Source organism: Oceanococcus atlanticus (genome assembly GCF_002088235.1).
GTDB classification, from domain to species: domain Bacteria; phylum Pseudomonadota; class Gammaproteobacteria; order Nevskiales; family Oceanococcaceae; genus Oceanococcus; species Oceanococcus atlanticus.
On sequence record NZ_AQQV01000003.1, the window covers coordinates 42,603 to 69,143 of the forward strand.

Annotated in this window: 23 protein-coding genes and 1 riboswitch; of the genes, 17 read left to right on the forward strand and 6 right to left on the reverse strand. The window is 61.8% G+C overall.

Annotated elements, in window-relative coordinates:
• Positions 1-50 precede the first annotated feature (50 nt).
• Positions 51-2,549: a TonB-dependent receptor gene (locus ATO7_RS11165; RefSeq protein ID WP_083561874.1), complete on the forward strand. Its 2,499-nt coding sequence runs from the start codon at positions 51-53 to the stop codon at positions 2,547-2,549.
• The gene (locus ATO7_RS11170) at positions 2,546-3,343 is read left to right on the forward strand and encodes a sterol desaturase family protein (RefSeq protein ID WP_083561875.1); all 798 of its coding nucleotides are present in this window, start codon (positions 2,546-2,548) and stop codon (positions 3,341-3,343) included. Before ATO7_RS11165 ends, ATO7_RS11170 begins: the two co-directional genes overlap by 4 nt.
• 65 nt (positions 3,344-3,408) lie before the next feature.
• Here the strand turns inward: ATO7_RS11170 and ATO7_RS11175 are convergent, their stop codons facing one another.
• The 4 genes from ATO7_RS11175 to ATO7_RS11190 form a co-directional block, all read right to left on the reverse strand.
• Positions 3,409-4,290, reverse strand: a complete 882-nt coding sequence (locus ATO7_RS11175; RefSeq protein ID WP_083561876.1) for a hypothetical protein — start codon at positions 4,288-4,290, stop codon at positions 3,409-3,411.
• A gap of 189 nt (positions 4,291-4,479) precedes the next feature.
• The gene (locus tag ATO7_RS11180) at positions 4,480-5,058 is read right to left on the reverse strand and encodes an MOSC domain-containing protein (RefSeq protein WP_083561877.1); all 579 of its coding nucleotides are present in this window, start codon (positions 5,056-5,058) and stop codon (positions 4,480-4,482) included.
• Between the two features lie 17 nt (positions 5,059-5,075).
• The gene (locus ATO7_RS11185; protein ID WP_083562828.1) at positions 5,076-5,453 is read right to left on the reverse strand and encodes a hypothetical protein; all 378 of its coding nucleotides are present in this window, start codon (positions 5,451-5,453) and stop codon (positions 5,076-5,078) included.
• A complete protein-coding gene (locus tag ATO7_RS11190) occupies positions 5,450-6,304 on the reverse strand; it encodes an alpha/beta hydrolase family protein (RefSeq protein WP_083561878.1) in 855 nt (284 codons plus the stop codon). The genes ATO7_RS11185 and ATO7_RS11190 overlap by 4 nt, the downstream gene beginning before the upstream one ends.
• Before the next feature lie 311 nt (positions 6,305-6,615).
• Between ATO7_RS11190 and ATO7_RS11195 the strand changes: the two genes are divergently transcribed.
• The 9 genes from ATO7_RS11195 to ATO7_RS11235 all read left to right on the forward strand — a co-directional run bounded on the left by ATO7_RS11195 (position 6,616) and on the right by ATO7_RS11235 (position 17,069).
• Complete coding sequence (locus ATO7_RS11195) at positions 6,616-9,597, forward strand: hypothetical protein (RefSeq protein ID WP_083561879.1); 2,982 nt, start codon at positions 6,616-6,618, stop codon at positions 9,595-9,597.
• Between the two features lie 3 nt (positions 9,598-9,600).
• Positions 9,601-10,392: an OmpA family protein gene (locus ATO7_RS11200; protein ID WP_083561880.1), complete on the forward strand. Its 792-nt coding sequence runs from the start codon at positions 9,601-9,603 to the stop codon at positions 10,390-10,392.
• A complete protein-coding gene (locus ATO7_RS11205; protein ID WP_083561881.1) occupies positions 10,392-10,574 on the forward strand; it encodes a hypothetical protein in 183 nt (60 codons plus the stop codon). The genes ATO7_RS11200 and ATO7_RS11205 overlap by 1 nt, the downstream gene beginning before the upstream one ends.
• Complete coding sequence (locus ATO7_RS11210) at positions 10,571-10,987, forward strand: hypothetical protein (RefSeq protein WP_083561882.1); 417 nt, start codon at positions 10,571-10,573, stop codon at positions 10,985-10,987. The genes ATO7_RS11205 and ATO7_RS11210 overlap by 4 nt, the downstream gene beginning before the upstream one ends.
• A 32-nt stretch (positions 10,988-11,019) precedes the next feature.
• Positions 11,020-11,186: riboswitch (cobalamin riboswitch) on the forward strand.
• Positions 11,187-11,317: 131 nt separating this feature from the next.
• Positions 11,318-13,186: a TonB-dependent receptor plug domain-containing protein gene (locus tag ATO7_RS11215; protein ID WP_158523171.1), complete on the forward strand. Its 1,869-nt coding sequence runs from the start codon at positions 11,318-11,320 to the stop codon at positions 13,184-13,186.
• An 11-nt stretch (positions 13,187-13,197) separates the two neighbouring features.
• On the forward strand, positions 13,198-14,361 hold the full coding sequence (locus tag ATO7_RS11220) for an NHL repeat-containing protein (RefSeq protein ID WP_083561884.1): 1,164 nt from the start codon (positions 13,198-13,200) through the stop codon (positions 14,359-14,361).
• Between the two features lie 20 nt (positions 14,362-14,381).
• Positions 14,382-15,404 (forward strand): FecCD family ABC transporter permease, encoded by a 1,023-nt coding sequence (locus ATO7_RS11225; RefSeq protein ID WP_083561885.1) that lies wholly within the window; start codon positions 14,382-14,384, stop codon positions 15,402-15,404.
• The gene (locus ATO7_RS11230; RefSeq protein WP_083561886.1) at positions 15,368-16,189 is read left to right on the forward strand and encodes a heme ABC transporter ATP-binding protein; all 822 of its coding nucleotides are present in this window, start codon (positions 15,368-15,370) and stop codon (positions 16,187-16,189) included. Before ATO7_RS11225 ends, ATO7_RS11230 begins: the two co-directional genes overlap by 37 nt.
• Positions 16,179-17,069: a cobalamin-binding protein gene (locus ATO7_RS11235; RefSeq protein ID WP_083561887.1), complete on the forward strand. Its 891-nt coding sequence runs from the start codon at positions 16,179-16,181 to the stop codon at positions 17,067-17,069. Before ATO7_RS11230 ends, ATO7_RS11235 begins: the two co-directional genes overlap by 11 nt.
• Here the strand turns inward: ATO7_RS11235 and ATO7_RS11240 are convergent.
• On the reverse strand, positions 17,066-18,253 hold the full coding sequence (locus ATO7_RS11240; protein ID WP_083561888.1) for a hypothetical protein: 1,188 nt from the start codon (positions 18,251-18,253) through the stop codon (positions 17,066-17,068). The two genes, ATO7_RS11235 and ATO7_RS11240, sit on opposite strands and share 4 nt — an antisense overlap.
• A gap of 57 nt (positions 18,254-18,310) precedes the next feature.
• Positions 18,311-19,147 (reverse strand): PaaX family transcriptional regulator C-terminal domain-containing protein, encoded by an 837-nt coding sequence (locus ATO7_RS11245; protein ID WP_083561889.1) that lies wholly within the window; start codon positions 19,145-19,147, stop codon positions 18,311-18,313.
• Between the two features lie 111 nt (positions 19,148-19,258).
• Here ATO7_RS11245 and ATO7_RS11250 point away from each other — a divergent pair, with 111 nt between their 5' ends.
• From ATO7_RS11250 to ATO7_RS11275, 6 genes are all read left to right on the forward strand, one after another.
• Positions 19,259-20,053 (forward strand): crotonase/enoyl-CoA hydratase family protein, encoded by a 795-nt coding sequence (locus ATO7_RS11250; protein WP_083562830.1) that lies wholly within the window; start codon positions 19,259-19,261, stop codon positions 20,051-20,053.
• Entirely contained in the window at positions 20,050-20,970 is a 921-nt protein-coding gene (locus ATO7_RS11255; RefSeq protein WP_083561890.1) for a crotonase/enoyl-CoA hydratase family protein, read from the forward strand. Before ATO7_RS11250 ends, ATO7_RS11255 begins: the two co-directional genes overlap by 4 nt.
• Before the next feature lie 52 nt (positions 20,971-21,022).
• A complete protein-coding gene (locus tag ATO7_RS11260; RefSeq protein WP_083562832.1) occupies positions 21,023-22,732 on the forward strand; it encodes an acyl-CoA dehydrogenase family protein in 1,710 nt (569 codons plus the stop codon).
• Between the two features lie 21 nt (positions 22,733-22,753).
• Positions 22,754-23,710 carry a fatty acid desaturase family protein gene (locus ATO7_RS11265; RefSeq protein WP_083561891.1) on the forward strand — a complete coding sequence of 319 codons (957 nt, stop codon included), beginning with the start codon at positions 22,754-22,756 and terminating at the stop codon, positions 23,708-23,710.
• A gap of 59 nt (positions 23,711-23,769) precedes the next feature.
• Complete coding sequence (locus tag ATO7_RS11270; RefSeq protein ID WP_083561892.1) at positions 23,770-24,240, forward strand: Dps family protein; 471 nt, start codon at positions 23,770-23,772, stop codon at positions 24,238-24,240.
• Positions 24,241-24,456: 216 nt separating this feature from the next.
• On the forward strand, positions 24,457-26,166 hold the full coding sequence (locus ATO7_RS11275; protein ID WP_206044904.1) for an alkaline phosphatase D family protein: 1,710 nt from the start codon (positions 24,457-24,459) through the stop codon (positions 26,164-26,166).
• Positions 26,167-26,541: the final 375 nt, after the last annotated feature.

A 26,541-nucleotide genomic window follows, 5' to 3' on the forward strand; every position in this document is an offset into this window, starting at 1 on the left:
CAGATCAAAGCACAAAACGGGCCAGAGGAGTGATTTTGCAAGGGAAGCGCATGCGCCAGTGGCTGTTGGGGACAGCCATGCTGGCGTCGTGGGGGGCTTGGGGCGAGGCTGAAAACCAAGGCCAAAACCACGACGGGATTGAATCCATCGAGTTGCCGCAGCACAGTCCGCCGGCGGTGTCCAAGGCCCCCGAGGTGCTCGGTGATGTGGTGGTCACCGCGCGGCGGCGCGAGGAACGCAGTCTGGATGTGCCGGTCTCCATGACCGTACTGGATGGTGATGCGCTGGGCGAGGCCGGCCTCACCCTGGCCACCGACATCCAGGAGCGGGTGCCCGGCATGGTTGTGTCCATGCCCAATGCCCGGCTGACCAGCTACACCATACGTGGTCTGGGCTCGACTTCGGCCAACGATGGCATCGAAAGCAGCGTGGGGCTTTTTCTGGATGGCGTGTATCTGGGCCGTCAGGGCCTGTCGATCTTCGATCTGATCGATCTCGAACGGGTCGAGGTCCTGCGCGGGCCGCAGGGCACCTTGTTCGGCAAGAACACCACGGCCGGTGCGCTCAACATCGTGACCCGTCTTCCGGTCGATTATTACGAGGCCAAGCTTGAAGTCGGCATGGGCAACCTGCGCAGCCGACAGCTGCGTGGCGCCGTAAATGACAGCCTGATCGATGGGGTGCTGAGCGGGCGTTTGACCGGCTATATGAGCGAGCGCGAAGGGACCATTCACAACATCTTCAATGACAGCACCATCAATGCCCGTGACAAACACGGCTTTCGCGGTCAGCTGCTGTGGACGCCGGATCCCGATTTCAGTGGCCGCTTGATTGCCGAGTTCGCATCCAACCACGAGGATTGCTGCGCCTATCCGCTGACCGGGCCGGTGCGAAACGCGGTGGTGCAGCGTGATGCTTACATGGAATACAACCGCGTTGGCACCGACCCCGCTCAACGGATGACCGACTCCGATACGCCGACGCGTTCGGACATGCGTCAGCATGCCGTGTCGGCCGAGTTCAACTGGGATATCGGCGGTCAGCACCGGCTGACCAGCCTGAGTGCCTGGCGCAGCTGGTATTTTCTACCCACCAATGACGATGCCACCTCGCTGCATCTGGCCAGCACCAGCACCGAGAACGATCATCAGCAGTTCAGCCAGGAGGTGCGCCTGAGCTCAAGCTTTGAAGCGCTGGATACGGTGATCGGTCTGTTCTACATCCGCCAGCGCCTGGACGGGCTGGAGCGGGTGGTGATTGGTGATGACATGGTCGGCTGGGTGTTCGGCGGCTTGTTGCGTGAAAATGGCTTGAGCTTTGCCACGGAATCCAACACCGGGCCTTTGCTGTACGCGGTGATTCCGCCGGAAACCCTGGATGGCACCACCGTTGATACGGATTACTTCCAGACCACGGATTCCATGGCGGCGTTCGCGTCCGCCGATTGGCATATCGCGGAACGCTGGGATCTGTCGCTGGGGCTGCGCTACACCTATGAGGTCAAGGATTCGTTTGTCGATCGGAGTCGCTATGGTGGCGACCCGGATGCGACGGTGCTTGCTGCGCCTGACCCTTTGCTCAACCTGGCGGCGCCGGTATTGGAGATTGCCGAGCCGCTGATCAATATCATTGAAACGGCCGCGGGTACACAGCTGCCAACCGGGGGCTGGACCGGCATTCTGGATGACATCGCGGGGGGCGAATATCAGCGCGCCACCGATTACGACGAGGGCGATTTCTCCGGCAAAGTATCGCTGTCCTACAAACCCTGGCCCGACACAACGCTGTTTGCGTCAGCGGCGCGCGGCTACAAGGGTGGTGGCATCAATCTCGGTTTCACCGGTGAATCGGTGGATCCGACATTCCGTCCGGAGCAAGCCACATCCTTCGAACTGGGCGTGAAGTCGTATCTGTTCAAGAAGCTGGCTTCTCTGTCGTTGACTGCCTATCACACCGACATCAAGGATTATCAGGCGCTGACCTTCGACAACGAGCCGACCCTGCTACCGAATCCGCGGCAGATCAATTTGCTCAATGTCGGGCGCGTCAGGCTGCAAGGGGCGGAGCTTGAAGGTTACGGGTATCTGGCCGAGGGATTGGTCATGCGTGGCGGTGTGGCTTACAGCCGGGCGGTGACCAGCGTGTTTCCCAATGCGCCGAACGAGGACACGCGTGAGAACGACAAAGATCTGTCCGGTGAGGATCTTTACAACGCGCCACGTTGGAGTGTGGTGCTGGGCGGGCAATACCGTTTCGCTTTCGAGCGCGGCTTCGACGCCTATACCGGGCTTGATTACATGTACCGCAGCGGCTACTGGGGCACCGTGGAGCACGGTCGCGCGAGCTACATCGAGGCCTATGATGTGGTCAATCTGCGTCTTGGCCTGCGTGCGGCCGACCGCGCCTGGGATGTCTCGCTGTGGGCGCGGAATCTGCTCGATGACGACTATATTGCCACCGTGTATCCCTTGTACGGGGTGGGCGATTATGGTGCGGTGCCGGCTGATCCGGTGACCTATGGGCTGACCGTGCGGGTGTTGTTGCAATGACCGAGCAAGTGCCTGTTATCGCCGCTGTGCTGGGCAGCTTCGTTCTGCTTGAACTGGTTTTACGGCGTTTTCCATGGCGCGGGATTGCGCCGCGCGAAAGCTGGCTGGACCTGGCCGCATTCTCGCAGGCCACGTTTCTGGTCGGGCCGCTGATTGTTTACGGCAGCGCGGCCATCGAAATGTGGCTGCTGCCCAACCACGCTGGCGCCTGGTCCGGCGTGTCCTGGTATTGGCAGTTGCTGGCTTTTCTCATTTTCGAGGACATGGTGCAGTACTGGTGGCACCGCGCCTGCCACACCTTCCACTGGATGTGGCCGCTGCACAAATTCCACCACACGCCACCCTATATGGGTGTGCGCATCATCTGGCGCAACGGTTTTTTCTATGATTTGCTGCTGCCCAACCTGTGGCTGGCCGGCATACTGGTTTACCTCGGCTTTGGCGAAGTGTACTTCTGGTATTACCTGAGCAAGCTGGTGATCACCATGGGCGCCCACAGCGAACTGCGCTGGGATGCACCACTGTACCGCTATCGTGCCCTTCACCCCTTGGCCTGGTTGATCGAACGCAGCATCTCGACCCCGGCCACGCACTTTGCCCATCACGCCTACAGCGCCGATGACGGGATCGGCCACTACAACGGCAATTACGGCAACTTGCTGTTTTTCTGGGATGTTTTGTTTGGCAGTGCACGGATTACCCGGCGTTACCCCGCGCGTTTTGGCATGCCGCAAGAAGGTGGCGCGGATCCGTGGTACGTGCTGATCTTCTATCCGCTGTTTCGGCGACGCTGAAACATCCGGGCACAAAAAAGCCGATGCCGGAAACCGGCATCGGCTGTGTCAGTTGCCTGTTAGATTCAGGCCGGTTCTGGGGTCGGCTCAGGCGTGGGCTCCGGAGTCGGTTCCGGCGTTGCGTTGGGCGGATCGAAGAAGGTGCCGCCCAGGCACAGTTCATGAGCGTGCAGTTGCTCACCAACGTTCACCGAAAGCAGCTGTGACGCCACACTCAGGGCAACGCGATCGAACGGCTTGGTCGACTGCAGACCGAAGTACACCGGCTCGCCGCCCGCAACACCAAAGCCCAGCAGGTCGATTGCGGTGCTGCTCAGCAGAGCGGTTTCCTGCTCTTCATCATTCAGGTAGGTGGTGATCGCGACCTGGTCCAGCAAGGACAGATCCAGGGTGCCACCCGGGAAGCTCAGGGCGTAGACGGCGTAACCGTTCTGTGCGCCCGGCAGCAAAGCATTGAGCTCGACTGAATCGAGCACACCAGCCAAGCCGCCCAGGGTGGTGGTGAACACCGCAGCGGTGCCAAGGTTGGCATCGATGGCGTCATTGGCGCTGGTTACGCTGTTGGTCAGCGTGGTCAGCGAGCCGCCACCCAGTGCGCCCAGCAGGCCGCCTACCAGACCGCCAACCAGACCGTTCGCACCCACTTCGGTGGTGGCGCCAGACGTCGTGCCGGTGCAAACAAAGCCTTTGCCTTCCTCGACCAGTGCATCAGCTTCGCCGTCATCGTCGGTGTCAACGAAAACGCTGGTGGCCACGCGGCCATCATTGGGGCCGAAGCCGCCGTTGTCGTCATCGGTTCCCGGAATGCCGTCGTCGCCGTCATCCTGGGTGGGGATGCCGCCGGAGCCTGCGCCACCAGTGCCGCCGCCATTGGCCTGACAGCCCGCGATGGCGGCCGCAGCCAGCGCCATCAACAGGGCATTCCGTAGTTTTTTGGATTCGCGCATGAGTAAGTCCTTTTGAGGTGTCGTGTGAGTTCTAAGAACGCAAGTTCTTTCCGCCCAAAGTCATGGTAGTTATAGGGCTAAAGTGTAGACCAGCGGATAAAATTTCGCAGCTTAAATAGTCATGCGTGGGAAAAACGTGAGTTCTGACTGTGACGCGGATCGCGTTGCGCTTACGTCAACCGCGTCGAATCACAGGCTGCCGCGTGAAATTACGCGAATGGGCGCACCAATCCAGACCTCGCCGGATTCGATGACACGCCAGTAAATACCACGCAGATTCTGTTCGCGTGTCACCGTTTGGTTGACGAAGCGCAGGGCGTCTGCGCCAAAGCGTTGATTGAATTTGGCACACCCGTTGTGCGGTTTTGCAGTGACTTCGACCAATGCATCCCCCACCATCAAACGGGTGCCGAGTGTGAGGTTGGCGGCACTGATATCAAGGTCAACGAACAAATTGTCGCCGAACAGCTCAAGGTCCTGGCCATTGGCAATGAGTTCTGCGACCTGACGGCGAATGACCGCCAGCTGGGCCTCCGGGTCGCGCGGAGGACGCCGGTCCCAACCATCACCGGCTAAGCCTTGCTCTACGCTGAGATGGGCTCGCTCGGGCTTTTCGCGATGGCCATCGGCAAGTCGGCGCACTATCAAGCTGACCCAGCCTTGATCGCGGTCGTCTTTGGGCAGGGTGGGCAGGATCTGGCTGAGCTCCTGCAAGGACATGTGATAGTCGGGATGACCTTGCGGTCCGTAGGCTTCTGGCTGCAGCATCGTGGCTCCTGGAATGGTTACATGCCGTATCGCCGCCATAACCAGAGCAGGGATGCGGCGAGCAACCCGCCCAGCGCCAACCAGTCAATCAAGATGACGCGGCGGATTGCTGCATTGTACGCCTCGCCGCCTGCCAGCAGAATGAAAGAACCGGTGCTCAAGATGCCGGCCAGCAAGGCTAAAGGTTGCAGCTCGCGGTGCCATGCCGCCAGGGTCAGAACAGCGCCCAGGATGCCGAACAACACCGCTCGGTGACGCATGAGCAGAAGCATATCGGGGTCATGGACGCTGACTTCATAGAGTTGGCGCAAGCGCTCTGGGCCCAGTACACCGAGTGCAGGCGCCAGATGTATGAGTCCGACGGCGATCAATACGCCCGAGATCAGGTGGTTCACGCCCGCGCTATCCATTGTTTGATGGCCTCGACTGTGGGTTGAGGTTCGCGCGCCCATTGGTAATGGTCGGCGGGGCGTGTGTAGTGATCGGAGCGGATCAGCTGGTAAGTGAGCTCAGCATCACCGAACTTGTCGGTCACGGCGCGCGTGGCCGCTTCGGGTGCCAAGTCGTCATCCGCGTAGCGCAGGCTTAGCACCTGGCCGGCGTATTGGTTTACCGCGTTGTCCAGATCATGGGCGACGCCCTGGGCGGCATAGCGGTTTGCGCGCAGCATGTGGTACCAGTCGCGCATCAAGGTTCGGGCTTCGCGGCCACCGAAGCCAAGTACGGAGCCGGGGTAGTAGCCCAGCGTCGGTCCGCTGAATTTCACCGCAGCCGCAAGCACGGCCAGCTTCATGCGCATGGGTGTCGAATAGGCCGGTGGCCATGGTGACGCGCAGGCGCTCAGAATCAGTCCGTTGACACGCTCGGGGTAAAGACCGCAAGCCATCGCGCCCAAATGTCCACCCAGGCTGTGACCCAGTAAAAAACGACGCTCACCCGGCAGGTGGTGCCAGGCCCAGTCGAGGGTGGCGGGGATATCGTCGCGCAGCCATTCCCGAAAGCCATAGTCACACTGGCGAGAAGGGCGCCAGGCGCTTTCTCCGTGGCCGCGCTGCTCCATGACAACCACATCCAAACCCTGTTCTGCCAGGGCCTGAGCAATGCGGGCATAAAACTTTGCTGCGATGCCGAGCGCCGGCAGTATGACCAAGGTGATCTCGCGCCGCTGCGGTGTACCGCGATACACCTGTAACGGAACCCGGTAATGCGTGCTGGTCTGGGCCTGGAAAGATTGTGCTGTGCTCATAATGGGGTTGAAGACAAGGAGCTGTGGCGAGCTTCGGTGCTACGAGGTCATATCGTCAATTACCCGCCAGGTTATCCGCGCATGAATATTGCAGGCCGTGACATGCCGTTTGGGCACCAATTTCTTTTGCGCTTGTCAACCCTTTTGCAAACAGAAGGTGTAGATTTAACGGTCCTGCAACGTAGTTCCGATTAGTTTATGTCGGGGTGAGCTCGCCACCTGATTACAGCATTGCAGGAAATAAGGCTTTAGCCGCATAAAGCGAGCACCGGGGAATGGGATTTGGTTTCTGTATTCGAAGGTGCGAGTGAATGGAACACACGACGACTCTTTACCTGACCTGGGGCATCATCGGCGTGATTGCCGTCATGACTGCTTATGCCTTGGTCAGCCGCCGGCCCGGTGTGGCGCTGAATGCGCCATCCATACTGACAAGTCTGGGTATATTCGGGACGTTTCTGGGTATCACCATCGGTTTGGCCGGTTTTGATCCGGCCAATGTGGCGAGCAGCGTTACCTACCTGTTTGGTGGGATCAAGCTGGCCTTCTGGACCTCGGTGGCTGGCATCCTTGGCGGTATCTTGGTCAAGTTCAGGCATCTGTTCCTGTTCCGCACTGCCGAGGGTGGCGAGAAGGTCAGTCTCAAGGATCTGATCGCGGCCATGCGTGGCGTTGAAGCGAGCCTGACGGACGACAAGAAATCACCGCTGCTGGCGTCTTTGCGTGACATTCAGGCCGAATCGCGCGATCAGGCGCGCAGTCAAGCCGAAACACTTAAATCTTCGGTCGATGCGGTGGCCGCCGCGCTGGATGCCTCAGAGCAACGCGATCAGGCTTTGCTTGATCAGCTCAAGGCCATGGACAGCGCGTCCGGCGCCGGCTTTGACAAACTCGCCGCCGCCACCAGTGCGCTGGAGGCCGGACTGGGTGAGCGTCTGGACGGACAGGCGCAACGTCACAGCGAATCCACTGCCGAACAGATGCGTGCAGTGGGTGAGGCGATTCAAGGCTTGCGGGGGGCGATGGGCGAAGACACCGGCCAGCTGATTGAGCAGCTGGATCGTCTGCGCAGTGGCTCGGATGCTTTGGGTGAGCGACTCAACGAGGCCGTGGCTGACAATGCTCAGAGCCTGGCCGACAGCGTGCAGAAAATGTCCGGCGCCTTGCGTGAGGCAGCCGAGCGCGACGCGAGCAGTTTGCGTGACAGCCTGACTGAAAATGCCGAGCGCAGTACCGAGCAAATGCAGGCGGTGGCGCGAGCGATAGAAACCCTGCAAGGCGCGATGGGCGAGGACAGTGCGCAGCTGCTGCAGCGCATGGATGCCTTGCGCAGCGGTTCCGAAACACTCGGCGACAAACTGGCCGATGTGCTGGGCGCCAACAATCAGGCCCTGGCCGAGGCTCTGCAGAACAACCGTGATGCCATGGCCGCTCAGATCACCACGGCGGTCAGTGAAATTCGCGATGCGCTGGTTGGTCCGGATGGCGCCGCGGCCGGCCTCAAGGCCGCGCTGCAGAGCGGGCAGGCTGACCTGGCGGGCGCGCTGGCACAGGTTTCGCAGAGCTTGCGTGGGCAGGTCGAAAAGGACCTCGCCAAGCTCAATGCAGGCCTTGCGGCGGGCAGCGAAATAACCGCCGCCCAGATGTCCGATGTGGCCAAAGCCATTCATACCCTGCAGAGCGCTTTGGGTGGCGACAACGCCGCGCTGCTCGAGCGGATGGACACGCTGCGCAGCGGCTCCGAAGCGCTCGGCGACAAGCTGGCCGATGTGCTGGGCGCGAACAATCAGGCCCTGGCCGAAGTGATGCAGAACAACCGCGATGCCATGGCCGCCCAGATCACCACGGCGGTGAGCGAGATTCGCGATGCCCTGGTCGGCCCGGATGGCGCCGCAGCGGAGCTCAAGAGCACCATGCAAGGCGGCCAGCTGGAGCTGGCCAAGGCCCTGGCGCGTGTGTCCGAAGGACTGCGTGGTGGCATCGAGAAAGACCTCGCCGCGCTCAATGCCGGGCTCACGTCCAGCAGCGAAAAGACCGCCACTCAGATGTCCGGCGTGGCCAAGGCGATCGAATCCCTGCAAACGGCGTTGGGTGGCGACAATGCCGCACTGCTTGAGCGTATGGAGAACCTGCGCAGTGGCTCCGAAGCGCTGGGCGACAAGCTGGCCGACGTGCTGGGCGCCAACAATCAGGCCCTGGCCGAAGCGATGCAGAACAACCGCGATGCGATGGCGGCCCAGGTCACCACAGCGGTGACCGATATCCGCGATGCGCTGGTCGGTCCGGACGGGGCCGCCCGCACGGTCACCGCCGAGCTGGGCAAACAGCTGCAGCAGGGGCAGATGGAGCTGGCCAAGGCCCTGGCCCGGACCAGCGAGGCTCTGCGCGGCGCGATGGGCGAGGATGCTGCGGCCTTGATCGAGCGGCTCGACAACGTCAATACCGGCCTCGGCGAGCTGTCCGACGGCATGGTCGGGGCGCTCGGCGAAATGGGTGGCGGGCTGTCCGGCGACGTTAACAACCTGGCCACCACGGTGGCGGATGCGGTGGATGATCTGCGCATGGCCATCGTTGGCCCGGATGGTGCCCGTGATGGCATCGTGGACGAAATGCGCAATGCTCACGACGACACCAAGAAGCAGCTCAGCGCCATTCACAAAGCGCTGGAGGAGAACACCCAGCGTCAGGTCGACTACAGCCCCAAGGGCCTCATGGATGTGCTGGAGGAACTGATCAAGCAGTTCAATACCCAGTTCTCCGGCCAGTTCTGGGAAAAGATCGGCGGCTTCAACCATGCGATCAGCGAGCTGATCGAGTGGATGGAAACCTACCGCACCCAGCTCGACGACATGGTGGCCATGCAGTCGCGCAGCACCAAGAACATGGACACCGCCACGCGGCGCTTCGACGAGATCGCCTCCAAGTCGGAAATCTTCATCGACGTGTCGCGCAACATCTCGGCATTGCTTGGTGGCATCGATTCACAGCGTGTGCAGATCGAGAACCATCTCAAGCGTTTCGCACATATCGTCGATGAGACCAGCAAGTCGCTGGAAAACATCGAGGAGCGGATTGTTGCCGGCAACAGCGACATGAATCGCCATCTGTCCGATATCGCCGAGCGCATCGAGGAGCAGGTGATCCGTGTCGATCACGCCATGGACGATGAACTCAAGCGTGCCCTGACCACCTTTGGCCAGCAGCTTGCCGCGCTGTCGGAGAAGTTTGTCGAGGATTACACCCCGCTGACCAATCGCCTGCGCGAAGTGGTTGGCATAGCCCGGGAGATGTAAGTCATGTTGAGCGACGACACCCTGGATGCCAGCGGGCGTGACGACCACTGGATCTCGGCCGCCGATTTGCTCGGCGGCGCCTTGATCCTGTTTTTCCTGCTCATGCTGTATTTCATGCTGACCCAGCAGGAGGAAAGCGCGGCCCATGAGCAGGCCTGGAAGCAAACCGTGGAAAGTCTGCAGACCAAGCTCAAAGGCGCGCAGATGAATGTCGACAGCGTCAAGGAAGTGGCGGTGCTGTACGACAAGAAGCGTGACGAGCTGTACCACGAGCTGATGCTGGAGTTCGGCGCTGATCTGCCCAAATGGAACGCCGAGATCGAGGATGACTTAACCGTGCGCTTCAATGAGCCGGAGGTGCTGTTTGCGGTGGGCTCATCGACCATCACCGATGAGTTTCGCGACATCCTCAATGACTTCTTTCCACGCTATCTCAAGGTCATTACCCAGGACGGCTTCGGCGACAGCATCGAGGAGCTGCGTATCGAGGGGCACACCTCAAGCTTCTGGAATCGCAGCAACCCGGCTTCGCCGCTGGATGCCTACCTCAAGAACATGGATCTGTCCTACGAGCGTTCGCGCAGCGTGCTGCGCTACGTGATGCTCGACAACCCGCGGCTGGGCAACTATTTGCCGTGGTTGCGCAAGCATCTCACCGCCAACGGTCTGTCCTCGTCCAAGCTGATCTACAAGCCCGATGGCACGGAAGATTTCGCCCGGTCACAGCGGGTGGAATTCCGTATTCGGACCGACATACAGTCCAAAATGGCCAAGATTCTGGAGTTGGAAAGCTGATGAGTTTGCCGAATTTCGTCAATTTCGAGCCCTTCAACATCCTGCGTCGCAAGATGCGCGCGGAAGGCATGGGGCATTTCGATTTCCAGATGCCGGAGCGGGCGGCTGAACAGCCGGCCGCAACCAGCAAGCCGGTGCGGCGCAGCCGGCGACGCAAGCCAGCTGCCAAGGTTGACGAGTGAGCAGCGGGGCCACGCCGCCGGACTGGACGCGCTGGCTTACCCTGCGCCAGCTGCCGGCTTGGCAGTGTCTGGCCTTGAGTGTGGATGTGGAGCCGGACACGCTGGGCGTGGACAGTTTCATGGTGCTGCATGCAGCGGACTCAGAATTGCCGATGGGCGGGCAGGGTGACCCCGACTGGCTGGCCAGCATGGCCAAGCGCCAGTCCGGGTTGATCGCTGCGCTTGCTGACAGCAAGACGGGGTTGGCGGTGCGCGCGGTCAAACAGCCGCATCTGGATACGCCGGTCAAGCTGGCGGCTTTCGTGGCCTGGGCACGAAAGCACAAGTGGGCGCTGCCCAAGGCGCTCAAAGACGCGTTTTCCGAGCCTGTGCCCAAGACCAAGAAAAGCACGCGAAAACCCGCCAAATCCTGATTGGATTGCCCCGCATTGGCCGCATGGCGTATTCTGCCGGCCGACATCCACGGTGTTGGCCCGATAAAGCAGTGTTGGGTCGACTGAAATGGGAAGTCCGGTGAGGCACCGATAACTTCGGTGAGCAATCCGGCGCTGCCCCCGCAACGGTAGGAAGCCCGACTTCAAGCCCGATACCAGCCTGGATGTGTTCATCGATTCAGCGGAGGGCTGTGATCGTGGAAGTCGTCGCCTGGGCATCGCCTGACTCGTCGCTTCCCCGGCCCCCCTTTGCTGAAGCTGATTCAGGCATGGGGCTCGGGTGTGAGGCGCTGGTTATTTCTTCTTGTTTTGAACACTGCGGTGGTCGCGCAAGCGACGGCCGAAGATGCCGTGCGTCTGCCGGTGGTGACGGTGCAGAGCCAGGGCGTGCAGAGCACCCATGCGGTGACACGCATTGCCAACAGCCAGGATCGTACCCGCGAACTGTCGGAGTTGCTGGCGCCAGCGGCCGGTGTGCAGGTTCGCAGCAGCGGAGGTCTGGGCGCATACGCTGAAGCGAGCTTGCGCGGTAGCGCGGCACGCCACGTTCAGGTGCTGTTCGATGGTATTCCGCTGGAACTGGCCGGTGGTCAGGCGATCAATCTGGCCCTTTTTCCCACCGCAGTGGTCGGGCGGGCGGATATCTACCGTGGTGGTGCGCCGTTGGCTCTGGGCGCCAGTGGGGCCGGGGCCATTGATTTGCGTCCGCCTGAGCAGGCTGTCAGCGGGGTGCAGGCCGGCTACGGTAGTTTTGCGACCTGGCGTGGCGCGGTGCTGGGCGGTTGGCGCGGCGGTCTTCTTAGCCTCGGGCGCGAGATGTCCGACAACAATTTCCCCATCCGCAATCCGTACAAGCCATTCGACCCGGCTGATCCGCAGCGCCTGGCCGAAGAACCACGCGCGCATGCCGGGCGTGATCAGCATTTTGGCCTGTTGAGGCACAGTTGGGCTTGGGGTGATGCCGGTATGGATGCACTGGTGTACGGCTTTTCGCAAGACCAGGCGCTGCCAGATCGGGTCAATTCCAGTGACCCCGGCACCACGCTTGGAACCGATCTGAGTCTGGCCAATCTGCGCTGGCGCACGGCGGACGAAGCCTACGTGGCCCTGCAATGGCAGCACCTGCGTGAACACTACGCCGACCCCGGCAGTCGCATCGGTCTGGGTGATCAGGATTTGCGTATGCGCAGTCGCCGCCTGGCTTTGAGCAGCGGGGATGATGGCACTCATTTTGGCTGGTTCGGACAGGCCGCCTGGCACGACTATCACAGTCTGGATGCCACTGCACCGCAGGCGGCGCGCCGGGTCAGGCGTCATCAGCTCACTCTGGCCGGTGTGTGGCATGCCCGACCGCGTCAGGCTTTGGCGCTGGATGCCAGTTTGCATGTCAACGCGCTGCGCGATGATGTGGCCGATCAGGACCCGCGCAGCCGCAGTCAGGACGAACTGTTCTTCGAACCCCAGCTGGCCTGGCGTTATCAGCGTGCCGGCGCATGGTGCGCGCCACTTGGTCATGTGGCCTACCGCCAGCGGGCGCCGGGCTTTGTCGAGCGCTATGGCGATCGCGGCTATATCACCGGCAACCCCGCGCTGAAACCCGAATCCCTGACTCTGCTGGATGCGGGGCTGGCCTGTCAGGCCGAGCGCCTGAGCGTGCGCGGTGCGGTGTTCGCACAGGACCTGCGCAATGCCATCAGCTTTGTCTACGACGCGCGCGGGGTCGGCCGCGCCGTCAACACCGACCGGGCTGTGATCTACGGCCTGGAAGTGGAAACCGACTGGCATGTCTCAGCGCTGACCGATCTGAGCGTCAACTTCACCTGGCTGGAAAGCGAGGATCGCACCGAGGTGCGCGCGGCGCAGGGACGCCAGCTACCAGGACGGGCACGTTGGCAGGGCTATGCGCGCATCAATCAAGGCCTGCCTGCAAGCGGGTTGCCCGGTCGCTGGCGCCTGTTCCACGAGTTTCTGTTCGAGGGCGAACAGTACTACGACACCAGCAATTTGCTGAAAGCGCCGACAACACGCCTGCATTCCAGCGGCTTGCATGTTGATGCAGGTGGCGTGGGCCTTGGACTGGAAGTGCGCAATGTGCTGGATCAGACCCACGCCCAGTTCAACGGCTTTCCGCGCCCCGGGCGCAGCTATCACCTGAGCTTCAAAACCACTTTCGATTGAGGAGAAAGAGAATGAAACGACATTATCTGCTGGCCGTCAGCGCCGTGATTCTGGCTGCGTGTGGCAGCGACAACAACGGCGCGGGCGAGCCGGTCGACAGCGGTGCTGTGATTGGTACGCGCACCGCAGGTTATGACGCCGGCGCGCACAGCGTACTCAACCTGGATCTGCCCATTGTTGCCAGCAACGAGCTGGATGGTTCCTCCAGTTCGGACGTCACCGTCGTTGGTGGCGCGGGCCATTTCTATCGCTTGCTCAAGTTTGGCACCAACACCGTCAGCCGTTATTCGGTGGATGACCCGACCACGCCGATTTACACCTACTCAACCGAAAGCGCGGACGAAGACAGCCAGAGCAATCCGTACAGCATCATCGAGGTCAGCGACAGCAAGGCCTATGTCCTGCGTTACGGCAGCGGCAAGATGTGGATCGTGAATCCCTCGGCGGCAAGCGAGGCGGCTTTCAAGATCGGCGAAATCGATCTGTCTCACTATGACGCCGACGGTGTGCCGGAAATGGCCACAGCCCTGCTCGATGGGGATCTTCTGTACGTCGGTATGCAGCGTCTGGAATTCTTCTCCGCCACGCGCTCGTCCTACGTTGCCGTGATCGATACCACCACGGATGAGGAAGTCGACACGCGTGTGGCCGGCTCGGATCAGACCCTGCTGGGTATCGATCTGGGCGTGCGTAACGTCACCGGCCTGAGCCGCAATCCGGACAATGGCGAGGTGCTGGCCATTGCCGTGGGCGGCTATGACGAGAACTTCGCGCCGGTCTACGACGGCGGCATTGTTGCGATCGACAGCCTGGACTACACGGTCGAGGTGATTCTGGATGACGGCGACCAAAGTGCTGCGCCCTATGGTCAGTTTCAGGGGCTGACGGTGGCTGGCGGTGGTCGTGCCTACTTCACCGCGAGCACCGGATTCGGCTCCACCAGCGTCTATGCGATCGATCCGCAAAGCGGTGAGTTGGGCTACGAAGGCGCCCCGGTGGCCGCTCTGGCCGACCTCAATCTGGGTGATATCGCACTGGATTCGCGCGGGCGTCTGTGGGTTGCTCAACTGGATGCGAGCGCACCGGGCGTGACCATTCTGGACAGCGATGACACGATACTGGTTGAACGTGTCGACACCGTGCTGATTCCCACCAACATTGACTTCATTCAGTAAAGCGCTGCCCGAGGCAGTCTATGCGTAGGTCGGCGCCGCTGGCGCTCGGCGTGCTGGCGTTGGCCAGTGCGCTGGCCGCGATCGCCAGCCTGCTCACCGGGCCGGCTGGCATCTCGCCCGGCGATGTGCTGGCGGCCTTGGCCGGCAGGGCAACGAGCGGACCTGATCCGGTCGTGGTGCTGTGGGAGCTGCGCGCGCCACGCACCGCGCTGACGTTCGTCGTCGGTGCGGTGCTGGCCTTGTCCGGTGCGGTCATGCAAGGCCTGTTTCGCAATCCGCTGGCCGATCCATCCATCATCGGGGTGACCAGCGGGGCCTCGCTGGGGGCCAGTCTGGCGATCGTGTTTGGTGCCTCGGCCGGGGCGTATGCGCAATGGTTGGGTTTGTCGGTGGTGGCCGCCGGCGCGTTCGCCGGTGGCCTGGCAGCCAGCGCTTTGGTGTATATGCTGGCCACCCGCAGCACAGGTACATCGGTGATGACCATGCTGCTGGCCGGTATCGCCATCACCGCGCTGGCGGGTGCCATCAACAGCACGCTGGATTACTTCGTAGACGACGACATGCTGCGGCGCATGAGCCTGTGGCAAATGGGTGGTCTGGATGGCGCCAACTGGGCCCGGGTCGGATTTGCTGCGGTCCTGCTGCTACCCCTGATGCTGGTCCTGCCGCTGCATGCGCAGACCCTCAATGCGTTTCTGCTCGGGGAGTCCGAGGCGCGTCATCTGGGTGTCGCGGTGGAGCAGGTCAAGCGCCGCTTGGTCATATTGGTCGCCTTGAGCGTGGCCGCGTCAGTGGCCTTGGCCGGGGTGATTGCCTTTGTCGGGCTGGTGGTGCCGCACATGTTGCGCCTCTGGGTGGGCCCGGATCATCGTCGTTTGTTGCCGGCCACGCTGCTCGGTGGTGGTGTTCTTTTGCTGGTTGCCGACACGCTGGCGCGGGTACTGGTGTCGCCGGCGGAAATGCCTACCGGCATCGTCACCGCCTTGCTTGGCGCACCCGTATTTGTATGGATGCTGCGCAACGCGCCGGGCGTGCCAAGATGAGCGCGGTGATCGAGCTGCAGCAGGCTGGCGTGCGCGCCGGAGCGCGAGAGGTGCTGCACCAGATCAGCGCCAGTATTCGTGGTGGCGAGCTGTGCATGTTGGTGGGGCCGAACGGCGCGGGTAAATCCAGCCTGCTTGCGGCGCTGGCGGCGGATCTGCCGCTGCATTGTGGTCGACGTACCACGCCGCGCTGGCCGCCGCGCGACGCACGCTGGCTGGCCCGGCATCTGGCCGTGCTGCCTCAGCATTCGCAACTGAGCTTTGCTTTTACCGCTGCCGAGGTTGTGGCCCTGGCGCGCACTCCACATGCCAGTGGCGCGCTGCGCGATGCCGCCATCGTTCAGGCGGCGCTTAAAGCCATGGACGTGGCTGAACTTGGCGACGCCTTGTACACCCGTTTATCCGGCGGAGAACGGCAGCGCGTGCAGCTCGCCCGTGTGCTCGCTCAGGTGTGGGAGGCGGAGGATGACGCGCCGCGTCTGCTGCTGCTGGACGAGCCCACGGCGGCGCTGGATCTGGCCCATCAGCGCCAGTTGATGCGCCTGCTCAAGGCGCGGGTTGAACAGGCCGGCGACGGGTTTGGCGTGGTCGCCGTGGTCCACGATCTGAATCTGGCGGCGGCTTACGCTGATCGAGTGCTTTGCCTGGATCACGGCAAGCTAGTGGCTCAGGGGCCGGCGCATGAGGTGCTGAACGCGCAACGTGTGGCCGAGGTGTTTGGCTGCGAGGTTGATGTCATGACCCACCCGGTGAGCGGACGCACGGTGCTGGTGTATGCAGACTGACGGGATTTTTCGCTTGTGGCTGGTGTGCGCCGGGCTGTGGTTCAGCCTGTCCGCATGGGCCGGATCGGGGATTCGGGTGGTCGACGATCTGGGCGAGACCGTGACGCTGGATGCGCCGGCCCAGCGCATTGTGGCGCTGGCGCCGCACCTGGTGGAAAACCTCTATGCCATAGGCGCGGGCGAGCGCGTGGTCGGCACGGTGGAGTGGGCCGATTACCCGGCGGCCGCCAAGACGATTCCGCGTATTGGCAATTTCAAAGCGTTTTCCAGCGAGGCCGTGCTGGCACTCAAACCTGATCTGGTCTTGTTGTGGGCCAGTGGCAACGGCCAGGGTGCGATGCGTCGCCTGCAGGGGCTGGGTTTGCAGGTCTATGCCTCGGAGCCACGTGGGCTCGACAGCGTGGCCAAGACGCTGCGTGATCTGGGCGCGCTGAGCGGGCGTGAGCAGGCTGCGGAGCACATCGCGGCTGACGTTCTCGCGCGCTACGCGGCCTTGCAAGCGCGGTATCGCGATGTCACGCCGGTCGAGGTGTTTTATCAGGTCTGGCATGACCCGCTGCAGACCATCAATGGCGATCACCTGATCAGCGCCGTGATCGAGCTGTGTGGCGGGCGCAACGTGTTCGCCGATTCTGCTGCGCTGGCGCCCAAGATCAGCGTGGAATCGGTGCTGGCACGTAACCCTCAGCTGATTGTGAACAGCGATGCCGTGGCGGATCTGCGTCGCTTCTGGGCGCCATGGACACAGATTCGGGCGGTGCGCGATGGCCAGCTGGTGAGCATTGATGCGGCGCTGCTGCAACGTCATACACCGCGCATACTGGTGGGTGCCGATGCCTTGTGCCAGCGTATCGACAGCGTGCGCAAGCGGGCCGGTTAGACCCGCCCGAGCAGGCCAATGCCGGTTTCCCGGCTGAGCATGCGGGCAGCACTTTCGGTGTATTCAAGCGTGGCCAGCCCACGGCACAGATCAAGTGGTTTGGCCTGCTTAAGGCCCAGTTGCAGGGCGTAGTACAGAGTGCTGCGTGTGCCGCTGGTGGCGCTGCCGATGCGCCGCCACTGCAGGCCTTTGACAGCATCACGTTCGACCCGGCGCGTGCTGATTGGCAGCCCGATCCAGTACAGGCGCGTGGCGACGTAATCGTTGGCCAGCAGCACGTCGCGGCGCAAGCCGAACAGCCACAGCGCGAGCATGATCAGCAGCGCGGCGCAGCCGCCGACCATCAGCGACACGGCCACGGCCAGGCCGCCGGCATGCCACAGGAACAGGCTGGAGGCGAGGCAGGCCAGGCCGAACAGCATCAGACCCAGGGCGGTTTTCCAAGCATGACCGGTGGCTTGAGTCAGACTCAGACCATTGTGGCGGCGGGTTACGTGCAGATCACGGGCGATGTGCTCGTCGTGCTGCGGGGCAATGGCGCGCATCCTGCGCCGCGCCAGCGGGTTGTCGCCTTCGCCGGCGAAAACCGGAATATCAAAGCGGCGGACCAGATCCGGGCCGGCTTTGTGCACGCGCAAAGTCAGTGTCCATTTGATGTGGCTGCTATCACGCGGGGTGCACGCGGGCAGGCCCTCGGGCAGTTCGAAATGAAACCAGATCTGGCGCTCGTGCGGGGCCAGTGGCTGGAGCTGCAGTTCGCGCATCCACTGGGTGGTCAACTGGTTGCTGCGTTGGCCGCGCTGCTGGCGTTGGCATTCGACGCTGAGCGTGATGCTGTGCGCATCGGGAAGGCGCGGAGTCAGCTCAAAATGCCCGGCCAGTGCGCCACCGATGGCCGCAGGCCAGGGCGACAGATGCAGATGAACCTCGCCAAACTGCTGCCAGGCCAGCCATTCACGTCCCGCGGCAAGCAGCAGGCCGGCACCGATCAGCTGGAACAGCAGGACGCTGAGGATGGCCCAGTTGCCTTTGCCAAGTTCTTGCGGGATCGCCAGTGTCGCCGGCATGGCCAGGGCGATGACAAACGCAGCCATGCCCAGTAACCACCAGTGATTGCGCCGGGCGCCGCTGGCCATGCGCTCTGTTTGCCACTGTTTTTCCTGCTGCCAGTCGAATTCCGGCATGCGGCTGCTCCTGTGCGTCTGAGCCGCACTATAGCGAGCCACGAGGGCGCGCGGAACTCAGCGCTTGCGTGGCGTATTGAAGGCCGAGGCGGTGCCGGTCAGCGGGTGAGCCGGGGCCATATCGAGCACGTCCTGCCAGATTGCTTTGCCCGCGGCGTCCATGGCTTCGGTGGCCTGCACAAAGGCGTGGCGGGCCGGTCCATCGACCAGCGGTTCCGGTAACCACGGGTCAAACACCAGCATGCGGATGGCCTCGGCGCCGGCCAGATAGGATTCTCGCGCCGCCACATCGCGTTCAAGTTCGTCATGGCGTGCCAGCCACTGGTTCAGACGCTGGGTCTGCTCGCGATAGCGTCGATTAAGCGCATCGCCATCCCACAGTGCACGGATTGCATCGTCCTTGCGTGCTTCGAAGGCGCTGGCCAGAAAGACCGTGGCGTCGTCGGGTACGCCCAGATCGTGCAGGCGATGGCGGACCTCGGCGACACCGCCGCTGAGATTGTCCGGGCGTATATGCAAGCCTCGCTCAAGCTCGCGCAGGCCGAGCATGTCGAGTGCGCGTTCACGTTGGTTCAGGGCCTTGCGATCGCTGCGTCCCATCATTCCGGTGTGCACCGCAATGTACGCGCCGCTCCAGTCACACAGGCGCTGCTCGGCATTGTGCCAGCGCGCCACCTCCTGAGCCGTGTTGCGGGCCTGTGGACCAACCCCATAGGCGCCGCGACCGCGTGACTCGATCAAGCCCTCGGCCGACAGGCGCACCAGGGTCACGCGCACATTGTTTTCTGTGATCCGGAACAGAGCACAGGCGCGAATGATGCTTTGCACCGGCATGGCCTGGTCGGGGTCGGCAACCATCAGGCCGAGGATGAGTTTTTTGGCAGTGAGTTTCATGGGCGATGAATCAGCGCGTCGAAGGCGACCTGATTATTTACAATAAATAATTAAATTGAAAGAAAAGGTAACAAAGGCTACAGTCTGGGTCCTCGCAATATGGCTTATCCGATGACCACAGCCCGGCAAGACAGTGTGCTTTTTCAGACCCACGGCGCGGTCTGCGTCGTGACCATCAATCGTCCCAGCGTACGCAACTGCGTGGATGGAGAAACCACCCGTTTGCTGCATGAGGCCTTTGTGCGCTTCGAGCAGGACGAGCAGCTGCGCGTGGCGGTGCTGACCGGGGCCGGCGAGCACTTTTGTGCCGGCGCCGATCTCAAGGCGGTGAGCGCCGGTGATGAAGAAAAGATGCGGCGTATCCGCGAAGACCAGGATGGCCCGATGGGGCCGACACGTATGAGCCTGTCTAAGCCGGTTATTGCAGCGGTTAGTGGTTACTGCGTGGCTGGTGGGCTGGAACTCGCTGCCTGGTGTGATCTGCGGGTGGCCGATGAAAGTGCAGTCTTCGGCGTGTTCTGCCGCCGCTTTGGGGTTCCGCTGATTGATGGCGGCACGGTGCGTTTGCCGCGGCTGATCGGCATGAGTCATGCGCTGGATTTGATTCTGACGGGCAGGCCTGTGCAGGCCGAGGAGGCCGCTCATATGGGGCTGGCCAACCGCGTGGTGCCGACCGGTCAAGCGCTGGATGTGGCGTGTCAGCTGGCCGAGCAACTGGCGGCTTTCCCACAGCAATGCATGCGTGGTGATCGGCAAAGTGCCTATGAGCAATGGGGACTGAACGAGCACGACGCGTTGAGTAATGAAGCCCGCCATGGCCGCGCCACGCTGGCCTCGGGCGAAACCGGTGCGGGTGCCGGTCGATTCACCGCCGGATTGGGCCGGCACGGAGATTTTGGCGCATGAGCGAAACCCTCACCACCATGACCTACGCGCGTGATGGGCGGATTGCCCGGATCACGCTGAATCGCCCCGAACGCGGCAACGGTATTACGGCGCAATTGCCCCAGGAGCTGGCCGCCTGCGTTGAGCGGGCCAATCTTGACCCGCAGGTGCATGTCATCGCGCTGGCTGGCAACGGCTCCGGATTTTGTGGAGGCTACGATCTGGTTGAGAGCGCCGAAAGCCTGAGCATTGGCGAAGATGATCCGCAGCGTTCGGTCGGCTCGCCGCTGGATCCGCGGGTGCAGATGGACAACCATCGTCCGGATTCGACCTGGGACCCGATGGTCGACTACGCCATGATGAGCCGTAACGTGAAAGGCTTCATGAGCCTGTTTCATTCGGACAAGCCGGTGGTCTGCAAGGTGCACGGCTTCTGTGTCGCAGGTGGCACAGATATGGCCCTGTGTTCCGATCTGCTGGTCATCGCTGATGACGCCAAGATCGGCTATCCGCCAGCGCGTGTGTGGGGTTCGCCCACAACGTCGATCTGGTTTCATCGCATCGGCCTGGAGAAGGCCAAGCGCCTGCTGTTTACGGGCGACTGCCTGAGCGGCAAACAGGCTCAGCAATGGGGGCTGGCGATCGAGTCCGCGCCTCCTGATCAGCTGGATGAGCGCTTCGAAGCCCTGCTTGCGCGCATCGCGCGCATGCCGGTGAATCAGCTGATGATGATGAAATTATTGCTCAATCAGTCGGTGGCCCAGCAGGGGCTGCATACCACGCAGATTCTTGGCACCGTGTTTGATGGCATCACCCGCCATACCCGCGAGGGCCACGCCTTTCAGCAGACCGCCATGCGTGAGGGCTTCAAGGAGGCGGTGCGCCAGCGTGATGAGCCCTTCGGCGATTTTGGCCTGGATGCGTTCCGCCGAGGATGAGCGCGCAGCGGCATGTTTTACCCATTACCCCATTCAGTCAGGATTTGAAGCCATGAACCAGGCCCATCTCGGGGAAACCCATCGTGTAGAGAATGTGTCGACCGAGCTGGTCGACTACAACCTGTTCACCACCGATACGCCGCTGGTCGAGGCCGTGGCACGCGAGGGCGGCGCCTGGGGCGCTACGCAGATTCATGATTTTGCGGCCCATATCGGCCGGGCCGAGTACCTTGAACTGGGTTATCTCGCCAACCGCTACACCCCCGAGCTGGACACCCATGATCGCTTCGGGCGGCGTCTTGATCTGGTGCGCTATCACCCGGCGTACCACCAGCTGATGGATACCGCCCTAAGCAACGGTTTGCACAGTGCGCCGTGGACCGATCCCAGAGCCGGTGCTCACGTGGTGCGCGGGGCCAAGTCCTTCATGCATTCGCAGGTCGAGGCGGGGCACGGCTGCCCGGTTACCATGACCTTCGCCAGCGTGCCCAGTCTGCGCCATCAGCCTGAGCTGGCTGATATCTGGCTGCCCAAAGTGCTGGCGCGCGGTTATGACCCGCGTAACCTGCCGGTCGAACAGAAAAGCGCTGCGACCATTGGTATGGGCATGACCGAAAAGCAAGGCGGTTCGGATGTGCGTGCCAATTCGACCACGGCCACGCCGCTGGGCGAGGGCGGTGGTGGCCAGCTGTATGCCCTGGTCGGGCACAAATGGTTTCTCTCGGCGCCCATGTGCGACGCCTTTTTGGTGCTGGCCAACACGGCCGCCGGTGTGTCGTGCTTCCTGGTACCACGCTGGTTGCCGGATGGCGAAAAGAACGCCCTCAACGTGATTCGCCTGAAAGACAAGATGGGCAACAAGTCGAATGCCTCCAGCGAGGTTGAGTTTCGTGGCGCACGCGGCTGGCTGGTGGGGGAAGAGGGGCGCGGCGTGCCGACCATCATTGAGATGGTCAGCCTGACCCGCTTCGACTGCATGGGTGCATCGGCTGGCCTGATGCGTGCCGGTCTGGCCAATGCTATCCACCACTGCCGTGAACGCGCCGCTTTCGGTGCACGCCTGATTGATCAACCGTTGATGCGCAATGTGCTGGCCGACCTGGCTTTGGAGTATGAAGCGGCGATTGCGTTTGCCATGCGTATGGCACGCGCCCTGGACAGCCGCGCCAGCGATCAGCACGAGGCCAATCTGGCCCGCCTGGCCACCGCGGTGGGCAAATACTGGAACTGCAAGCGCGCGCCCAATCACAGCTACGAAATCATGGAATGCATTGGCGGCAGCGGGGTGATGGAGAATTCGATCTTCCCGCGGCTGTACCGCGAGGCGGTGATCAACCCGATCTGGGAAGGCAGTGGCAACGTGCAGTGTCTGGATGTGCTGCGCGCGATGGGCAAGAGCCCGGCGGTGGTGCACAGCTTTATCAGCGAATGCGAGCAGGCGCGTGGGGGCAACGGGTATCTCGACCGTTACCTGGATGCGCTCAAAGCGCAGATCGGCAGTCTCGATCCTGGCGATGATCAGGCCCTGCAGTTTGGTGCCCGCGCCCTGGTTGATCGTATGGCGCTGGCTTTCCAGGCGGCCCTGCTGGTGCGCCATGCACCGCAAGCTGTGAGCGAGGCATTCTGCGCCTCGCGCTTGCACGGCGACGGTCAGCACAACTTCGGTGCTTTGCCGCAGGGCACGGATGTGGCAACGATCATCGAGCGTGCCGACCCGGCCTCGCCGTGTGCGCTCAAACAGATCATGGCCAACGCGGCGTAATGCGCGGGCGGAGACACTGAGATGACGACGCGTATCAAGGATATTTTCAGCGCTGCCGAGATTGAGCAGCTCACGCGCAAATCCAACCTGGCCGGGCTGTGGGTACTGCTGCGCACCTGGGGCGTCAGTGCGGGGTGTTTCGCGGCCCTGGCGCTGTGGCCGCATCCGCTGATGTGGCTGCTGGCCATCGTGCTGCTGGGTGGACAGCAGCTGTGTTGCGCCGTGGCCACCCACGAAGCAGCCCATCGTTCACTGTTCAAAACCCGCTGGTTGAATACCCGGCTGGTTGATTGGCTGTGCGCACGCCCGGTGTGGCTGGATGTGGAGCGCTATCGTCAGCACCACATGCATCACCACGCGCACACCGGCACCGCGCAGGATCCGGATCTGACACTGGTGGACATGTACCCGACCGACACCGCGGGGATGCGTCGCCGCCTGCTGCGTGACGCCCTGGGGCTGACCGGGCTCAAGCGCGTGCTCGGGCTTTTTCTGATGGATATCGGGGCGATGCACTACACCGTTTCCGGTGATGTGCGCTGGCGCCCGCGCGCGCAGCGCGGGCTGACGGTTTATCTGCGCAATGGGCTGCGCAATCTTGGTCCCATGGTGCTCAGCCAGCTGGCTTTGTTTGCGCTGCTGTGGGCCTGCGGCGCGGCTTGGGTCTACTGGGCCTGGCCGCTGGCCTATCTGACCAGCTTCAGTGTGTTTCTGCGCATACGCGCCCTGGCCGAGCACGCCTGTCTGCCGGGCGGATCAGAGGTCTTTGCCAACACGCGGACCACCCGGGCCGGCTGGCTGGCGCGTTGCTGTGTGGCACCGCTCAATGTGAATTTTCACCAGGAACATCATCTGATGGCCTCGGTGCCATACCACCGCCTGCCGCAGATGCACCGCATGCTCAGAGTCAAAGGTTTGAGCGACGCGCCGCAAGGCTACTGGTCGGTGATCAAGCTGGCAGCCAGCCGCAGCGCTTGAAAAGTCCATATATGCCCACAGGGTATATGTGCATTCACGCACAAACCGAAGGAACCTAGATGTCTGACATTGATATTGGTATCAATCAGCAGGACCGTCACGCCATTGCCGACGGCCTCAAGCGCCTGCTTGCTGATTCCTACACGTTGTATCTGCAGACGCACAATTTTCACTGGAACGTCACCGGCCCGCAGTTTCGTGATCTGCACCTGATGTTCGAAGAGCACTACACCGAGCTGGCGACCGCAGTGGATGAGATCGCTGAGCGTATCCGTACGCTGGGTGTGGCTGCACCGGGCACCTACAAATCGTTTGCCGAACTCAGCTCCATCACCGAGGTTGAGGGCGTGCCGGAAGCCGGCGAGATGGTCGATCTGTTGACCAAGGGCCATGAGCAGGTGGTTAAAACCGCGCGCGAAGTACTCAAGGCAGCGCAAGACGCTGATGATGAATCGTCTGCAGCGCTGGTCTCAGACCGTATGCGTATCCATGAGAAAACCGCCTGGATGCTGCGCGCACTGCGAAACTGACAAGGTATTGCGCTTAAGTCAGAGCAACTGAGCGCACCGAACCACCAAACTCAGCCGACCGCTGTCCGGAAACGGGCAGCGGTTTTTTTATGGCTGCAGTGTTTGTCGCAAAACTGTCACGCCCATGGATTAGCCTGAGTTGTTTGTCTGGCCGTTGGAGCGCGTTCGACGAACGCGATAAAGTGGCAGAAAAAACAGTCTTCAATGGGGAGTCACATGAGTCAGCATCATTCGGGTTTGAACCGCCGCCGGTTTTTGCAGGGATCGGCATCGGTGGCCACGGCCGCCATCAGCGGAGCGGCACTGTCAGGTTGCAATGCCAGTGATGGCGCGGTTGTTGGCGACGGTAAGCTGGCCTTTGTGCACGGCGTGGCCAGTGGCGACCCATTGCCTGATCGGGTCATTTTGTGGACCCGCGTCACCCCTCAGGACACTGCTGCGGCGCTCACGGTGCAGTGGCAGATGGCAACGGATCCAGACATGCTGGATGTGGTGGCCAGCGGCAGTGTGGTGACGCAAGCCAGTCGTGATTTCACCGTCAAAGTTGACCCCACAGGCTTGATGGCGGGCACAACGTATTACTACCGCTTCTCCAGTGGCGGGGTGCAATCCCCGATCGGGCGCACGCGCACCGCGCCGGTAGGGGCCGTAGACCGTCTGCGGGTCGGGGTGGTGTCGTGCTCAAGCCTGGCTCATGGCCTGTTCAATGCGTATCGCCGCGTGGCTGAGCGTGCTGACCTCGATGTGGTTCTGCATCTGGGCGATTACATCTACGAGTATGGTGACGGCGAATATGGCAGTGCGCGGGCCTACGAGCCGGCGCACGAAATTGTCACGCTGGAGGATTACCGTCTGCGTCATGCGCAGTACAAGCGTGATGCCGACCTGGCGGAAGCGCATCGCCAACATCCGTTCATCTGCGTCTGGGACGATCATGAAACGGCTGACAATTCCTACCGCGACGGTGCCAACAACCACACCGAAGGCGACGAGGGGGCGTGGACAGATCGTCTGGCGGTGGCTGTTCAGGCTTACTACGAATGGATGCCGATTCGAGTCGTCGACCCGCTCAACCCGGTCAGGATTTATCGCCAGTTCAAGTATGGTGATCTGGCCGAATTCGACATGCTCGATACCCGCATCATTGATCGTGACCAGGAAGTGCTGATCGATCAGGGCGGGATGGTCAATTCAGCAGCGCTTAACGACGAATCACGCACGCTGCTGGGCGAGGAGCAGTTGCAATGGCTGTCCGACAATCTGAATGCCTCGACGTCACAGTGGAAATTCCTGGGCCAACAGGTCATGTTCGGTCAGCTGCGTCTGCTCGGTACGCCAGACTTGGCTCAGCTGCTTGGTGAGGCCGGCAACACGCTGCGCCTGTTGCCTGTGGCTGGCAGCGGCGGGCTGATTCTCAACACCGACCAGTGGGACGGCTACGCAGCCGAGCGCCGTCGCGTGTGGGACATCATTCGTGGTGGCCAGAGTGGGCCCGATGTGGCGATCAACAACGTGGTGGTGCTGACCGGCGATATTCACACGTCCTGGGTCATGGACATCACTGAAGACCCCAGTAACCCGCTGAGTTACAACCCGCTCAACGGCAATGGTTCCATGGCGGTCGAATTCGTGTGTACCTCAGTGACCTCGCCCGGCCTCGGTTTGCCGGCCGAGAACGTGGTTTCTGCGCTGGTGCCGGCCATGAATCCGCACATGAAGTACGTCAACCTGACCGATAAAGGCTACATGCTGCTGGATATCACGCCGGAGCGAACCCAGGCCGAGTATTACTTCGTGCCGACGATTGCCGAGGTCGATGATGGCGAACAGCTGGGTGCTGTTTATGCGACCCAGGATGGGCAAAACAGGATTGTGGCAGGCGAGGCCAGCGCAGCGCGGGAGAACCCGCCGGCGCCGGCGCCCTAGTCGCTTCGGCGTCCACCTCAAGCGGTGTATTGCAGGTGCTTTTTTGAGGCTACATTGCACAGGTGATTTCTCAAAAAATTCACGTAACTTGCGGTAGTGCAATGAAAAACCTGAGTCATGCACAGAGCCTGTGGATAACTTTGTGAATATCGCCATTGTGGGAGCCGGGAACAGCGATAGATACAGGCTTTTTGCAGCGCTGATTAATTCGTAACCAGTTTGTCTTAAGCCAATAAAAACAACAACTTAAGATTGTTCTCATGTAAGTTTGTCAATTTCTTGACAAGCCGATTTGAACGTGATTCCGGATTTTCTTTTTTGTGCATAACAGCAAAGCTATGTGGTACGTGGCTTTGTGACTTTATGCACCAAAAC